At 67.1% G+C, this 14,307-nt stretch carries 13 protein-coding genes; 9 read left to right on the top strand and 4 right to left on the bottom strand.

Annotated features, from left to right (window positions below; all coding sequences use genetic code 11):
* Window positions 1-3 precede the first annotated feature (3 nt).
* From O9344_RS12710 to O9344_RS12695, 4 genes are all read right to left on the bottom strand, one after another.
* Window positions 4-963 carry a carbohydrate ABC transporter permease gene (locus O9344_RS12710; RefSeq protein WP_298477635.1) on the bottom strand — a complete coding sequence of 320 codons (960 nt, stop codon included), beginning with the start codon at window positions 961-963 and terminating at the stop codon, window positions 4-6.
* Window positions 960-1,865 carry a sugar ABC transporter permease gene (locus O9344_RS12705; protein ID WP_298477632.1) on the bottom strand — a complete coding sequence of 302 codons (906 nt, stop codon included), beginning with the start codon at window positions 1,863-1,865 and terminating at the stop codon, window positions 960-962. The genes O9344_RS12710 and O9344_RS12705 overlap by 4 nt, the downstream gene beginning before the upstream one ends.
* 3 nt (window positions 1,866-1,868) lie before the next feature.
* Window positions 1,869-3,200, bottom strand: a complete 1,332-nt coding sequence (locus O9344_RS12700) for an extracellular solute-binding protein (RefSeq protein ID WP_298477629.1) — start codon at window positions 3,198-3,200, stop codon at window positions 1,869-1,871.
* Window positions 3,201-3,437: 237 nt separating this feature from the next.
* A complete protein-coding gene (locus O9344_RS12695) occupies window positions 3,438-4,325 on the bottom strand; it encodes an NAD(P)-dependent oxidoreductase (RefSeq protein WP_298477626.1) in 888 nt (295 codons plus the stop codon).
* 215 nt (window positions 4,326-4,540) lie between these two features.
* Here O9344_RS12695 and O9344_RS12690 point away from each other — a divergent pair, with 215 nt between their 5' ends.
* The 9 genes from O9344_RS12690 (at window position 4,541) to O9344_RS12650 (ending at window position 14,266) form a co-directional block, all read left to right on the top strand.
* The gene (locus O9344_RS12690; protein WP_298477623.1) at window positions 4,541-5,524 is read left to right on the top strand and encodes a tripartite tricarboxylate transporter substrate binding protein; all 984 of its coding nucleotides are present in this window, start codon (window positions 4,541-4,543) and stop codon (window positions 5,522-5,524) included.
* 145 nt (window positions 5,525-5,669) lie between these two features.
* On the top strand, window positions 5,670-7,121 hold the full coding sequence (gene hydA, locus O9344_RS12685) for a dihydropyrimidinase (RefSeq protein ID WP_298477620.1): 1,452 nt from the start codon (window positions 5,670-5,672) through the stop codon (window positions 7,119-7,121).
* A gap of 89 nt (window positions 7,122-7,210) precedes the next feature.
* Complete coding sequence (locus O9344_RS12680) at window positions 7,211-8,242, top strand: extracellular solute-binding protein (RefSeq protein ID WP_298477617.1); 1,032 nt, start codon at window positions 7,211-7,213, stop codon at window positions 8,240-8,242.
* Window positions 8,239-9,369 (top strand): ABC transporter ATP-binding protein, encoded by a 1,131-nt coding sequence (locus O9344_RS12675; RefSeq protein ID WP_298477614.1) that lies wholly within the window; start codon window positions 8,239-8,241, stop codon window positions 9,367-9,369. The genes O9344_RS12680 and O9344_RS12675 overlap by 4 nt, the downstream gene beginning before the upstream one ends.
* Window positions 9,366-10,247 carry an ABC transporter permease gene (locus O9344_RS12670; RefSeq protein WP_298477611.1) on the top strand — a complete coding sequence of 294 codons (882 nt, stop codon included), beginning with the start codon at window positions 9,366-9,368 and terminating at the stop codon, window positions 10,245-10,247. The genes O9344_RS12675 and O9344_RS12670 overlap by 4 nt, the downstream gene beginning before the upstream one ends.
* A 3-nt stretch (window positions 10,248-10,250) precedes the next feature.
* Window positions 10,251-11,042, top strand: coding sequence for an ABC transporter permease (locus tag O9344_RS12665; RefSeq protein ID WP_298477608.1), 792 nt, complete (start codon window positions 10,251-10,253; stop codon window positions 11,040-11,042).
* Window positions 11,043-11,069: 27 nt separating this feature from the next.
* Entirely contained in the window at window positions 11,070-11,930 is an 861-nt protein-coding gene (locus O9344_RS12660; protein WP_298477605.1) for a hypothetical protein, read from the top strand.
* A 140-nt stretch (window positions 11,931-12,070) separates the two neighbouring features.
* A complete protein-coding gene (locus tag O9344_RS12655; protein ID WP_298477602.1) occupies window positions 12,071-12,682 on the top strand; it encodes a CDP-alcohol phosphatidyltransferase family protein in 612 nt (203 codons plus the stop codon).
* Window positions 12,683-12,841: 159 nt separating this feature from the next.
* On the top strand, window positions 12,842-14,266 hold the full coding sequence (locus O9344_RS12650) for an FAD-dependent oxidoreductase (RefSeq protein WP_298477599.1): 1,425 nt from the start codon (window positions 12,842-12,844) through the stop codon (window positions 14,264-14,266).
* The last annotated feature ends 41 nt before the right edge of the window (window positions 14,267-14,307 follow it).

Below are 14,307 nucleotides of genomic sequence, written 5' to 3'. Positions count from 1 at the left end.
GGCCTAACCCTTCACGGCCCCGGCGGTCAGGCCGGAGACGATGTAGCGCTCGAACATCATGGCGAGCACGACCGGCGGCACAATGGCGATGACGCCCGCCGCATTGATGAACGAGAAACTGGTGGTGAAGTCCATCACAAAGCCGGAAATGATGATCGGCAGGGTCTGCGACGTGATGTTCTGGGTGAGGATCAGCGCGAAGATGAACTCGTTCCAGCTGGTCAGGAAGGCGAACATCACCGAGGCGACGAGCGCCGGCAACGACAGCGGCAGATAGACGAAGCGCAGCGCCTGCCAGTGCGAGCAGCCGTCGGCGCGCGCCGCCCGGTAGAGGTCGCGCGGGATCTGCTCGAAATAGGAGATGAGGATGAAGATGGTGAAGGGCACGGTCACCGCGAGGTAGGTGACGACCAGGGCGAAGCGCGTGTTGACGAGGTCGAGCTGCCGCATGACGAGGAAGAGCGGCACGATCAACGCGATGTCCGGAATGACCCGCGTCACCAGGATCGTGTAGAGGGCCGCCTTTCGTCCCTTGAAGTGAATGACGGCGATGGCATAGGCGGCGGTCATCGAAACCACGAGGTTGAGGATCGCGACCAGCATTCCCACCGCGAAGCTGTTCCACAGGGCTGGCAAAAGGTTCTCGGCACCCGAGGGCAGGAAGCGACCCGTCGCGGGATCGCCCTGGCGGCGGGTCTCATAGGTCACCTCGCGCTTCGGCGGGGCGAAGATCGCCTCGAAATTGTCGAAGGTCACCTTCGGCGGGAGCCAGTTCGGCGGCACGGCGGTGATGTCGGATTCCGACTGCAGCGAGGAGGAGACGAGCCACGCGACCGGCCCGGCGACATAGATGACCAGCAGCAGCGACAAGACCGTGATGACCAGCGCGCGGAGGCCCCGCCGCCACATCATCGCCCCCCGTCCTCCGTCCGACGCCATGCCCATGACCGGTCCTGCGCTCATGACTTGGATCCGAAGCCGCGGATGAACAGGTAGGACAGAACGAAGGTCGCGATCGCCAGGAGATAGGACAGCGCCGCGCCGATGCCGAACTTCAGGTTGCGGAAGGTCTCGACATAGATCTGCCAGGACAGGGTGTAGGAGGCATCCCCCGGTCCGCCCTGCGTCATGATCAGGAACAGGTCGAAGTGGCGGATCGAGATCATCGTCTCGTAGACCAGCACCAGCATCAGGCCGGGCTTCAGCGCCGGCAGGGTCACATGCCAGAACCGCTGGAAGACATTGGCGCCGTCGACGGTCGCGGCGCGATAGAGATCCTGCGGGATCGCCTTCATCGAGACCAGCAGCAGGATGGCGGCGAGTGGCATCTGCTTCCAGATCGCCGCATTGGCGATCATGAACAGGGTGCGGTCGGGATTGCCGAGCCAGACCGTGTAGCTCTCCAGAAGGCCGACCTGGACGAGGATGCCGTTGAGCAGCCCGTAGCCCGGATCGTAGATCCACTTCCACATCAGGCCGTTGACGATGCTCGGCGTCGCCCAGGGCAGCAGGATCAGCGCCGAGAGCAGCCGCCGGCCCGGAAAGGCCTCGTTCAGCAGCAGGGCGACGACCAGGGCGAAGACCGTGGTGATCGACACGGTGACGACCGTGTAGACCGTCGTCCGTTGCACCGCGACCCAGAACATCGGGTCCTGGAAGATGCGGGCATAGTTGCCATAGCCGACGAAGGGCCGGCGCCAGGGCCGGGTCAGCACGATATCGAACAGGCTCGTGTAGAACGAGTAGATGATCGGATAGAGCGCGACCACCATCAGCACGACGAAGACCGGCAGGATGAGGATCGCGGCGCTGCGCTCGTCGTAGCCGGCCTTGCGGCTGAGCCGATCAGCCCATGTGTCGGCCATCGCTCAGCCCTTCAGGTCCTTCCATTTTGCGGCCATGGCTGTGGCAGCGGCCTGGGGCGTCGCCCGGTTGAGGAAGACCGACTGCCAGGCCGCATTGGCGGTCTCGTTCCACTCGCCGAACCAGGGGGCGATAACGTCCTTCTTGACGGCAGTCGCGGCCTGCTGGGCGATGACATCGCCGCCGCCGGCCCAGCGCGTCCAGAAGGCCTGCACCTCCGGATCCGCCGAAAGTGGCGTCGTGCAGAAGGGAAGGCCGACATCGGTCAAGAGGAGCTTCTGCAACGTGTAGGAACCGGTCGTGTCCTTGCCGCCGAAGAACTCCATGAACCTCACCGCATTGGCCCGGCGACCCGCATTGGCCTTGGCGCCGGGCGTCATGCCGTAGAAGCGGATCCAGCCGCAGGTGGCGCTGGCGGTCGCCCGCGGCCCCCTCGGCATCAGTGCGGGACGCAGTTTCCCGGCGGCCGGGGCCTGGGAGGGGTCGTTGAGGGCGCGCAGGCGATAGGTTGGCACGATGGCGAAAGCGTGCTGGCCCGCGCCCATCGCCCGAAGCGCATTGATCTCGGTGGTCTCAACCGCACCCGGCGAGACGATCTTGTGGGTGTGGATCGCCTCACGCACCCAGCTCACCGCCTCCACCACGCCACGGTTCGCATCGGCCATGATGGCATTGCCGGAGGCATCGACGAAGCGACCGCCATGGGCGAAGACGAGCGCGCTCATGAACTCGATCAGCCAGGTGTCGATGCCAAGCGCCATCAGCATGGGGAATTCAGGCCCGCCGGACTGCTTGATCTTCAGCGATTGCTGGACGACCTCCTCCCAGCTGGTCGGCGGGGTGGTGATACCCGCCTTCTGGAGGATTTCGGTGTTGTAGATGAAGGACATGTGGTCGCCGTAATAGGCGAGGCCGTACTGCTTGCCCTTGTAGACCATCGACTGGGTGCAGAACTGGGCGGCATCGGCGTTGTACTTCATCAGCTCCGGCACATCGTCGATGGTCGCGAGCCAGCCGGCCTCGGCGAATTCCGGCAGCCAGGCATCGCTCACCCAGAGCACGTCCATCGGCGCATTGCCGACCAGGCGTGTCACCACGGAGGTGCGATACTGTGCCCAGGGGAAGTTCTCGTAGTTCACCTTCAGGCCGGTCGCGCGCTCGAAGGCCGAGACATGGCTGCGGACCTGATCGACGGCCGCAGACCAGGAGGTGAAGTTGACGGGCGCGCCCTGGCCGAAAGTGGCGCTGATCCCGCCCGTGGTGGCGACGAGCCCGCCAGCCGCGGAGGCCTTCAGGAGCGATCGACGGGAGATGCGAGAACGATCCGGGAAAGCCATGGCGACACCCTCTTTGACGCTGCGTCAGGCAGACTGCGATGCAGTGTCATTGCACGCAACCAAATAGGGGTTGCGCCAAGCGCAGGGGAGCCGACCATTGCAGTGAGACCGACTGAGCCGGCAACAGGTCGCGCATCCGACAGGCGCCGCGTTGCTGCGGGGGCGGCGCCAGGCGATCCAGGCCTGGCGCCCGTGAGGCGGGGATGCGGCTCCAGCCGTGCCGAACCTGCGGCCCCGTCAGGACCTGCGCTTCACCGTGTAGGTCGGCATTTCCATGCAGTCCCTGGCGCCCCAACCTGCGGCACTGGCCTCGTCGAAGACGGCAAGGGCTGAGGCGGCCACTGGCAGCTGATAGCCGCGCGCCCCGGCTTCGGCGATCATCGTGCTGAGGTCCTTGCGCATCCCGTCGCAGTCGAACAGGCCGGGGCCGAGGGACTTGCCGCCGAGCGCCTCCGCCACGGTTGCGCCCCGCGCTTTCAGGACATTCGGTGCCCCCGACGTCTCCTGGAAGATCTCGATCATCCTGGCCCGGTCGATGGGCAGATGCTCACAGAGGGCGTAGGCCTCTCCCAGCGCCTGCCAGTACACGGCGAGCGGCAGGTTGATGGCGAGCTTGAAGCTCGAGCCGGCGCCCACATCGCCGACATGGTCGAAGCGGCGGCACAGCTTCTCGAGCACCGGCCGCGCCCGTTCCACTGCCGCGGCCTCGCCACCGGCAAAGCCGAGCAACTGCCCCTTGAGGGCCGGGCCGACCGTCCCGCCGACCGGACATTCCACGAAAGCGGCTCCGGCGGCAGCAACGTCCCGCGCGAGCGCCTGCTCCGTCTGCGGGCGAACGGTGCTCATCTCGATGAACAGCCTGGTCGAGACCGCGGCCGAGAGCAGCCCATCGGGACCGCGATAGACGGCCTCGATCGCATGCGCGTCGGTCAGGATCGTGATGATGACGTCGCATTGCGCCGCCAGGGCCGCCGGGGACGGAGCGACCGTTGCCCCCCGTGCGCGCAAGGCCTCGCATTTCTCCGCGCTGCGGTTCCAGACAACCACGCCCGCGCCTGTCTCGATCAGGCGCTGGGCGATTGCCGCCCCCATCCGGCCGAGCCCGGCCACTCCGATCATCGTCATCCATCCACCCTCTTGCGTGGGCGCCTTCGCGGCACGGTGACCGCTTCCGTTGGCGCCTCTGCTCCTTCAACGGGGACACCGGTCGCGCGGACCGGATGCGGCCTGCGCCGCCCCCCGCGCAGCACATTGCAAAATGCATGTCTTCAAGGCCAGCCGCTTTCGTGATTGGCTGGGCGCAAGCCTCGGAACAGGGGCTGCTCACCAGGGAGGATAGAATGCGGGTCGATCGCAGAAGCTTTGTCGCGGGTGGATTGATGTCGGTGGCGGCCGCAAGCCGCGCCATGGGCCAGACGGCCTATCCCAACCGGGCGGTCAGGGTCATCGTGCCCTTCCCCGCAGGCGGCACCACGGACCTCCTGGCACGCCTGGTGAGCGAACGGCTCCAGACTTACTGGGGCCAGCCTTTCGTGGTGGAGAACGTCGGCGGCGCCGGCGGCTCCCTCGGGGCTGATCGGGTCGCCAAGGCCACGCCCGACGGCTACACGCTGCTGTTCCACAACCTGACATTCTCCACGACCAGCGTGTCGCTCGAGATCGCCGGGCGTGCGACGCACGACATGTTCCGCGATTTCCGGCCGGTATCGCTGGCGGCCCATGTGCCCATGATCGTCCTTGGACGCGCCAATGGTCCGCCGGGCACGCTCGCCGACTTCGTCACGGCCGCCCGCCAGTCCAGCGAATCCGCTCTTTACGGGTCGACCGGCCCGGGCAGCGTCATGAACTTCGCCATGGAAGTGTTTCGGCGGGATTCCGGCTTGAAGCTCGACCACGTCCCATTCCGCGGCGCCGCACCACTGCTGCAGGAACTCATCGCCGGCCGCCTGCATCTCGGCGGTGACCAATTGTCGACCTCCCTGGAATTCATCCGGTCGGGGGCGGTGAGACCGCTTGCGACTCTGTCGAGCAGCCGGCCGACGGCCCTCCCCGACGTTCCGACCGTTCGCGAACTCGGCTTCCCCAACATGGAGATGCAGGGCTGGAACGGCTTCTTCGCGCCGGCTGCGACCCCGGACGACATCGTCGACAAGCTGGAGGCGGGGGTGAAGCGGGCGATGCAGGAGCCGGAATTGCGGGCGCGGCTCATTGCCCTAGGGGCGGATCCCATCGGGTCGACACCGGCGGAATTCCTCGCGGTCCTGCGGCGTCAGGCCGACGGCGTGCGGCCGCTCATCACCGAACTGAAGCTGGTGGTCCAGTAAGACCAGCCCCTTCCGTCACGCGCCCTGCCCTGACGGCCGCTGCCGCGATGGCGGCGGCCGTGACCGTCGCGCCTCCACTATCGACGGCACGCAAGTTGCTGACCCTGCGTCACGCCCGCGAGGTCGCGGCGAGAGGACAGACGTCATGGCAGACTACGACAGCATCGTTCGTGGCGGCACGATCGTGACCGCCAGCGACGTCTTCCTGGCCGACCTCGCCATCAAGGACGGTGTGGTCGCCGCCATCGGGAGCGATCTCGGGACAGCCGCAGAGATCATCGACGCATCGGGCATGCTGATCCTCCCCGGCGGGGTCGATACCCACGTCCATCTGGAGCAGACCGGCCTCGGGCCGGAAATGTGCGACAGCTGGGAGAGCGGCACCGCATCGGCTGCCGCCGGCGGCACCACCACCGTGGTCTGCTTCGCCTGGCAGCCCAAGGGCGGCTCGCTGGCCGCCGTCGCCGCGGACTACCGGATCAAGGCGCAGAAGGCGCGGGTCGACTATTCCTTCCACCTCACGGTGACCGACCCGACGCCCGAGGTCCTGGAGGTGGAGCTGCCGCAGCTGATCGCCGAAGGCTGCCGCTCGGTGAAGGTCTTCATGACCTATGACGGCGTCCGCCTCGACGATCGCCAGGTGCTGCGGACCCTGGCAGCCGCCCGCCGCAACGAGGCGCTCGTCTGCGTCCACGCGGAGAACCACGACCTCATCGCCTGGCTAACTGAACAACTGGTCTCTGCCGAATTAACGGCGCCTAAATTTCATGCATATGCCAAACCGATGATCGCCGAGCGGGAAGCTGTATACAGGATCATCAGCCTCGCCGAGGCGTTGGACGTCCCCATCCAGATCTTCCATGTGTCGGGGGCCCAGTCGGCTGAGGAGATCGCCCGGGCGCAGGCCCGCGGCCTCAAGGTCTGGGGCGAGACCTGCGTCCACTATCTGACGCTGACCGCGGAGGATCTCGACCGGCCGGGTTTCGAGGGCGCCAAGTACATTTTCGGCCCGCCGGCCCGTACCGAGGCCGACCAGGACGCGCTCTGGGGCTATCTGAAGCGCGGCGTTATCGAGGTGGTCTCTTCGGACCATTCACCGACCCGCTTCGACGATCCCAAGGGCAAGAAGTTCGCGGGCGACCCCGCCCCCTTCAACAAGGTGCCGAACGGTATTCCGGGCCTCGCGGCACGGCTGCCCGTCCTTTTCACCGAGGGAGTCTCGAAAGGCCGCATCGACCTGCCGACCTTCGTCCGCCTCACCAGCACCAATCCGGCCAAGCTGTTCGGGCTCTTCCCCCAGAAGGGCAGCCTGGCTGTCGGCAGCGATGCCGATTTCATCCTCTGGGACCCGCACAAGGCGGTCACCCTGACCAATGCGCTGATGCACCACGGCGGCGACTATACGCCCTATGAGGGCTATCGGACGCAGGGCTATCCGGTCGCCACCTTCCTGCGCGGCAAACCGATCTTCGACGGCGAGACCGTCGTTGGCGCTGCCGGTGGCGGCCGCTTCATCGCGCGCCAGCCCTACCCGATGATCGCGCCCCTCCAGCGCTTCCCGACACCGTTCAACGCGGTTGAGGGCAAGCTCACCTGACTTTACGTCACGTCCGGCCCGGCTGGCACGTCCCTTGCCAGCCCCAAGGCCGAGCGCAACGCCGCGCCCCCGTGCAAGGATGACGCAGAATGGCCTCCCCGACCCGCATGTCGCGCCGTGCATTCGCCGCTGGTTCGCTCCTGGCTGTCACCGGCTTTCCCAACATCGTCCGCGGCCAGACGCGTGAGATCTTCGTCGGCGGGCCCGCGTCCCCCGGCCTGACCGACATCCTGTTCCCGGTCATCGAGCGCAAGCACAACATGAAGATCCTCTTCGAGGGGACCAACTCGCTGATCAATCTCGAGAAGATCCGCGCCAACAAGGCCCGTCCAACGATGACGGTGACGATGATGGACGACCCGGTCCTCGTCCTCGCCGAGCGCGAGAAGGTCATCCGCAAGCTTCCCGCAGACATCACCAACCTTGCCGACGTTCCGGCCGGCGCCAAGCCGCGCGACGCCATGTGGGCGAACTGGTGCCAGCCCATGTGCTCCTTCTCCTACAACAGCCGCGCGCTGCCGCAGGGGCTTCCCTCCTACAACGACGCCTGGGACCGCCGTTTCCGCGAGCGCATCATCATGATCTCGATGCGCATCACGCAGGCCGTGGCGCCGCTCGTGGCGGCCGCCTCCTACGCCACGAAGAAGCCCCTCGACCAGGCACTGAAGGACTGGGGCGCGGGCATCGAGCGGCTCAAGGAGCTGCGGCCCAACGTCATCCAGGTCTCGTCCAACGCGCCGCAGGCCCAGCAGCTGCTCGAGACCGGCGAGTGCGACCTTTACATGGCGCCGGATTCGCGCACGACGCTCTTCCGCAAGGCACAGGGCGCGCCTGTCGACAAGGGTCTGCCGCGTGAGGGCGTGCTCGCCATGCCCGCCGGCGTTGCCCTCGTCGAGGGCGGTCCGAACCAGGATCTCGGCATCGCCTTCATCAACGAGATGCTGAACCCGGAGACCCAGGCCCTCATCGCCCGCACCTTCTGGTCGAAGCCCACCAACACCAAGACGGTCCTGCCGCAGGGCATCACTTTCCCCGAGCTGATCTCGCTGGACTGGGAGTATTTCGCCGACAATCGCAACGCCATGATCGAGCGCTTCGAGCGGGAAGTCTCCTCGCGATGAGCCAGCAGGCAACCGCCCTGCCGCCCGAGGCGGAGGCGCAGCATGAGCCGGGCTACCTGGCGGTCTCCAACGTCACCAAGCGTTTCGGGGCCGCCACGGTTCTCGACAGCCTTAGCCTGTCCGTGGGCCGGGCCGAATTCGTGTCGCTCCTCGGCCCCTCGGGCTGCGGGAAGACAACGCTGCTGCGGCTGATTGCCGGCCTCCTCGCGCCCGATCAGGGCGCGATCGAGGTGGGCGGTCGCGACCTCACGCGGGTCGCCGCCCACCGGCGCAACATCGGCGTGGTGTTCCAGAACTATGCGCTGTTCCCGCATCTGACCGTCGCCGAGAACATCGCCTATGGGCTGCGCGCCAAGGGCGTGCCGAAGGCGGAGCAGGCGAAGAAGGTGGCTGACGCTCTCGGCCTCGTCCGGATGGAGGCCTTTGCCGACCGCGCCGTCACCGCGCTCTCCGGCGGTCAGCAGCAGCGCATCGCTGTCGCCCGCGCGGTGGTGGTGGAGCCCAGCCTCCTCCTCCTCGACGAGCCCTTCTCGGCCCTCGACCGCAAGCTGCGCGAGACCATGCAGATCGAGCTGCGCCACATTCTGCGCGACCTCGGCATCACCTCGATCTTCGTCACCCACGACCAGGACGAAGCGCTGGTCATGAGCGACCGCATCGCGGTGATGAACGAGGGACGGATCGAGCATCTCGGCACCCCGTCGGAGGTCTATGCCCGGCCGAAATCGCTCTACACGATGGAGTTCGTGGGGCAGTCGAGCCGAATCGGCGGCGTGGTGACGGGCGGGCGCGACGGCCTTGTCGAGATCGACACGCCCTTCGGCCTGATCCGGGCACCGGGGCATTTTCTCAGCGGCAGCAAGGTCGTCGTCGGCGTCAGGCCGGAAGCGATCGCCGCGGGCGAGGGGCCGGCCGGCGAATACAACACCGTGCGGGGGACCGTCGCCGAGGTCATCTATTTCGGCTCGCGCACCCTCCTCCACTTCCGCACCGCGCAGGACGACGACCGCCTCCACGTCGAGCTCAACCGCCTGCCCGATACCGTGTCGCCCGGCGTCGAGATGACGGTGCGCTGGCGCGTTGACGACAGCCGCGTCTTTCCCGCACCGGCCGGTGACGACCGATGACCCTCGCCCGGGACGACCTAGCGGTGGCGTCGACGGCGAAACCCGCGCGCTGGTCCTTCGACGCCAAGGCGCTCATCGCCGCGCCGGGGCTCATCTTCATGGGCCTCGCCTTCGCGGTGCCCGTGCTGATGCTGATCGGTGACAGCTTCGTCGACCGCGACGGCCTCAGCCTCGCCGGCTACCGCAAGGTGCTCGGCGATCCCTACTACATCGGCATCATCGGCAACTCGCTGCAGCTCGCCTGTATCACGACAGCCGTTTGCCTCGCGGTGGGCTATCCGGCCGCCTGGGCACTCGCCCGCATCCGCGGCGTGTGGCAGGTGATCCTCTTCGCGCTGATCTTCCTGCCGCTGACGGTGTCGATTGTCGTCAAGACCTTCGGCCTGACCATCATGATGCGCCGCGACGGCATCATCAATTTCCTGCTGGTCAATCTCGGCTTCATCGAGCGGCCGATGCGGCTCGTCTTCACCGAATTCAGCCTCTATTTCGGTATGGTCAACGTCTTTCTGCCCTTCATGATCCTACCGCTCTATTCGGTCATGCGCATGCTGGACCCGCGGCTGCTCGACGCCTCCGCCTCGCTCGGCGCCGGCCCGGTTCACACTTTCCTGCGTGTGACCCTGCCGCTCACCATGCCGGGCGTCATTGCCGGCGGAACGCTCGTCTTCTCGATTTCGGTGGCGGCCTATGTGACGCCGGGCCTGCTCGTCGGCGACCGCTTCATGACCATGTCGCAGGTCATGGCCAAGGCCTATCTCAACATCCGCGACTTCCAGCTGGGGGCGAGCATGGCGGTGATCATGCTGGTCATCTCGGCAGCGCTGATCCTTGCGTCCTCGTACCTCGTCCGCACGCCGGGCGGAGAGAGGCGCTGACCCATGGCCCTTTTCGGCTCGCTCTTCTGTCGCCTCGTCCTCGGCTTTGTCATCGTCTTCCTCTTTCTGCCGATCCTGATCGTGCTGACGGTGTCATTCTCATCCTCGGCCGTCTTCGCCTTCCCGCCGCCCGGCTTTTCGCTGCGCTGGTACGCCTCCCTCGCCAACGCGGATTCGATGCTGCAGGCGGTCTGGCTGTCGACGCAGATCGCCGCCCTCTCCACCGCCATATCCCTGGTGCTCGGCACTCTCTGCGCCATCGCCATCACGCGCGGCATGATCCCCGGCGCCAAGGTAGTGGCGACCTTCATGGCCTCGCCGCTCATGCTGCCCGGCCTCGTTCTCGGCATCGCCTTCCTCCAGGCGGCACGCGACTTCGGCCTGCGCGACACCTACTCGACCCTGCTGATCGCCCATGTCGTCATCACCATGCCCTTCATCATGCGCACGGTGCTTGCGAGCCTGTCGCTGTTCGACTTCGCCATGGTGGACGCCGCCCGCATGCTCGGCCGCTCCTATCCGGCGGCACTGTGGACCGTGCTGGTGCCGAACATTCTGCCGGGCTTCGTCAGCGGTGGGCTCTTCGCCTTCATCGCCTCTTTCGACAACTATCCCGTCTCGATCTTCCTCGTGGACGTGCGCACCAAGACGCTGCCGATCCAGCTCCTCAACCAGGTCGAGATGTCGCCGGACCCGACGGTTGCCGCCATCTCGGCCCTTCTCATCCTCGGCACCATCGCCGCCCTCATCGTCTGCGACCGGCTGGTGGGGCTGAAGCGGATGGCCTCGATCTAGCCCCGCCGGACCATCAGGAGCGCCGCCATGACCGCCGAACCGGGCGACCGTCGCCTCTTCGTGACACTGGGACCGCAGCGATATCGGGTCGAACGCCCCTTCGGTGACTTCGACCGCGGCCGCGCCCTGGTCAGCGACGTTGCCTGCGACAGCCGCGGCCACGTCTTCGTGCTGCTGCGGCTCGATCCGCTGGTGGACGCACCCGCAGACCCCGTCGTCGAACTGGACCCGCAGGGCGCTTTCGTCAGGTCCTTCGGCGCCGCGGACATCCTCGATGCCCACATGCTGGCCGTGGACGCTGATGATCGTGTCGTCGTCGTCGACCGTGACGCCCATCGCCTGGTCTTTTTCGGGACCGATGGCCGGGCGATGCGAACGATCGGCTCACCGGAATGCCCGGGCGAACCCTTCTCGCACCCCTCGTCCGTCGCCTTCGCCGCCGATGGCAGCTTCTACGTCGCCGACGGGTACGGGACCTCGCGCGTGCAGCATTTTTCGGCGGCGGGCGACCTCGTCGGAAGCTTCGGGCGGCGTGGCAAGGCGCCGGGCGAATTCAGCACGCCGCACGGCGTCTGGGTGGCGGCAGACGGGCGGGTCCTGGTGACCGACCGCGAAAACGACCGCCTCCAGGTCTTCTCCGCGGACGGAGAACCGCTCGACGCCTGGCCCGACCTGCCGCGCGCCATGGACGTCTGGAGCGCTCCCGATGGGTCCGTCTTCGTGACCGACCAGGTGCCGCGGCTGTCGCGCTACGATGCCGACGGTCGCCTCGTCGGCTCCTGCCGTCCCGTTCTGAACGGCGCCCACGGCATCTGGGGCACCGCCGACGGCACCCTCTTCCTCGCCGAGGTCAATCCGAGCCGCATCACGCGGTTGACGCCGGTCTGAGAGCTGCTCCGACGGTCCCGCGCGCTGACTGATGGGCCTTTGCCGTGGTATGGTCGAGGCTTGCGGCCGCGGCGGCAGGGCCAAGGCATTGGACATCATGTCTGGCCGATATCCCTGCCGGCGGAACGGGAGATCGTCGCATGCTGGACCCACTCGCGCGGCGCATCATCGATCCGCCGCTGACCCGCGCAGGGGCCTGGTTGGCGGATCGCGGAGCGACCGCCAACGCGATCACGGCGACCGGTCTCGGCCTCGGCCTCATGGCAGCGGTGGCGATTGCCGCAGGCCATTTCACCCTCGGCCTCCTGCTCGTCGCCCTGTCGCGGATCGCTGACGGGCTGGATGGCGCCGTTGCCCGCGCGCGCGGCCCGACCGATCTCGGCGGCTATTTCGACATCATCGCGGATTTCGCATTCTATGCCGCCATCCCCGTTGCCTTCGGTGTCGCCGACGCTGCGAACGCCTTGCCGGCGCTCGTCCTCGTCGCGAGTTTTCTCCTGTCTGGAACAAGCTTCCTCGCCTTCGCGACCATCGCCGCCAAGCGCGGGATGACCAGCACGGCACGAGGCGCCAAGAGCTTCTTTCACGCGGGAGGCCTGGCGGAAGGAACCGAGACGATTGCGGCGTTTTGCCTGATGTGCCTCTTTCCGCAGAGCTTTGCCTTGATCGCCTGGATCTTCGCGGCCATGTGCGTGGTCACGGCAGCAGGCCGCTGCCTCGACGCGGCGCGGCTCTTCCATGATGCCCCTTAGCGGGCTGCGGCTGTCGCGATTGCAGCCGATCGCGCCAAGCTGTGGCAGGATGGCGCTCCAACGGACACGCAAGGGACGTCCCGACGTGCAAGCAAGGCCAAGGGGGTCTGAGATCTGATGCAAGAGGCAACCGCTCCTCCCCCGACGGCCCGTCGACCGGTGCAGCGTGGCGACCATCTCGTCTGCGACATCTGCGTCATCGGTGCGGGGTCAGCGGGCCTCTCCGTCGCCGCCGGAGCGGTGCAGATGGGGGCCGCAGTCGTCCTCATCGAGAAGGGCGAGATGGGCGGAGACTGTCTCAACGCCGGATGTGTTCCCTCCAAGGCCCTCATTGCCGCCGCGGCAAAGGCTCGCGCGCCCCTGGTCAGCCCGGCCTTCGGCGTGGCGCTCGCCCCGGCATCCATCGACCACAGGCTGGTGCACGACCACATTCACGGCGTGATCGGCGCCATCGCCCCCCACGACAGCGAGGCGCGCTTCGCAGGCCTGGGGGTAGAGGTGATCAAGGCCCCTGCCCGCTTCCTCGACCCGCAAACGGTTGATGCGGCGGGACGACGGATCAGAGCGCGACGCTTCGTGATCGCCACCGGATCGCGGCCAGCCGTCCCGGCCATACCGGGGCTCGCAGAGAGCGGTTTCCTCACCAACGAGAGGATCTTCGCGCTCACGGCCTTGCCGGGCGCACTCGTCATCATCGGCGGTGGGCCCATCGGCGTGGAGATGGCGCAGGCCTTCCGGCGGCTCGGGTCGGTCGTGACCATCATCGAGAAGGACAGCATCCTCTGCCGCGATGATCCACAGGCCGTGGCCGTCGTGCGAGACAGGCTGACGGCGGAGGGTGTCGCGATCATCGAGCACGAGGGCGTTGCCTCCGTCGCCCGGACCGCTGAGAGGGTCGAGGTTCAACTTGATGCAGGGCGCGTCATCAGCGGCACGCATCTTCTCGTTGCGACAGGCCGCATGGCGAACATCGAGGACCTCGGCCTCGCGGATGCGGGGGTCACGACCAGCGCCAGAGGCATTACGGTGGATGCGCGCCTGCGCACCAGCAATCGACGCATCTTCGCGCTCGGCGACGTCATTGGCGGACCGCTTTTCACCCATGCTGCATCCCAGCAGGCGGGCATTGTCATCCGCAACGCCCTGTTTCTGCTCCCCGCCAAGGTGGATTATCGCGCCCTGCCCCGGGTGACCTACACCGCCCCTGAACTCGCCCAGGTGGGGATGACCGAGCAGGACGCCCGCGAAGCGGGTCAGGCCGTCGAGGTGCTGGTATCGCCCTTCGCGGCCAATGACCGTGCCCAGACCGAGCGCCAGACCGAAGGCTTCGCCAAGATCATCGTCGGCCGTCGGGGGCGGATCCTCGGGGCGACCATTGTCGGCCCAGGCGCCGGCGAGTTGATCGGTCTGTGGGCTCTGGCCATTTCGCAGCGCCTGCCGCTCGCCGCCATGGCGGGGCTGGTCCTGCCCTACCCCACCCTGTCGGAGATCTCGAAGCGCGCCGCGGGGAGCCACTTCACGCCGCGCCTGTTCGGGCCGACCACCCGCCGGCTGGTCGGCCTCATCCAGCGCCTCGTTCCCTAGGCGGCACCATGGCGCTGCGATCTCATCTGCGGGACAAACGC

Origin of the sequence: Phreatobacter sp. (assembly GCF_027532945.1) — a bacterium.
Classification (GTDB): domain Bacteria; phylum Pseudomonadota; class Alphaproteobacteria; order Rhizobiales; family Phreatobacteraceae; genus Phreatobacter.
The sequence above is the reverse complement of the archived record's forward strand: the minus strand, read 5'-3'. Positions and strand labels throughout refer to the sequence as shown.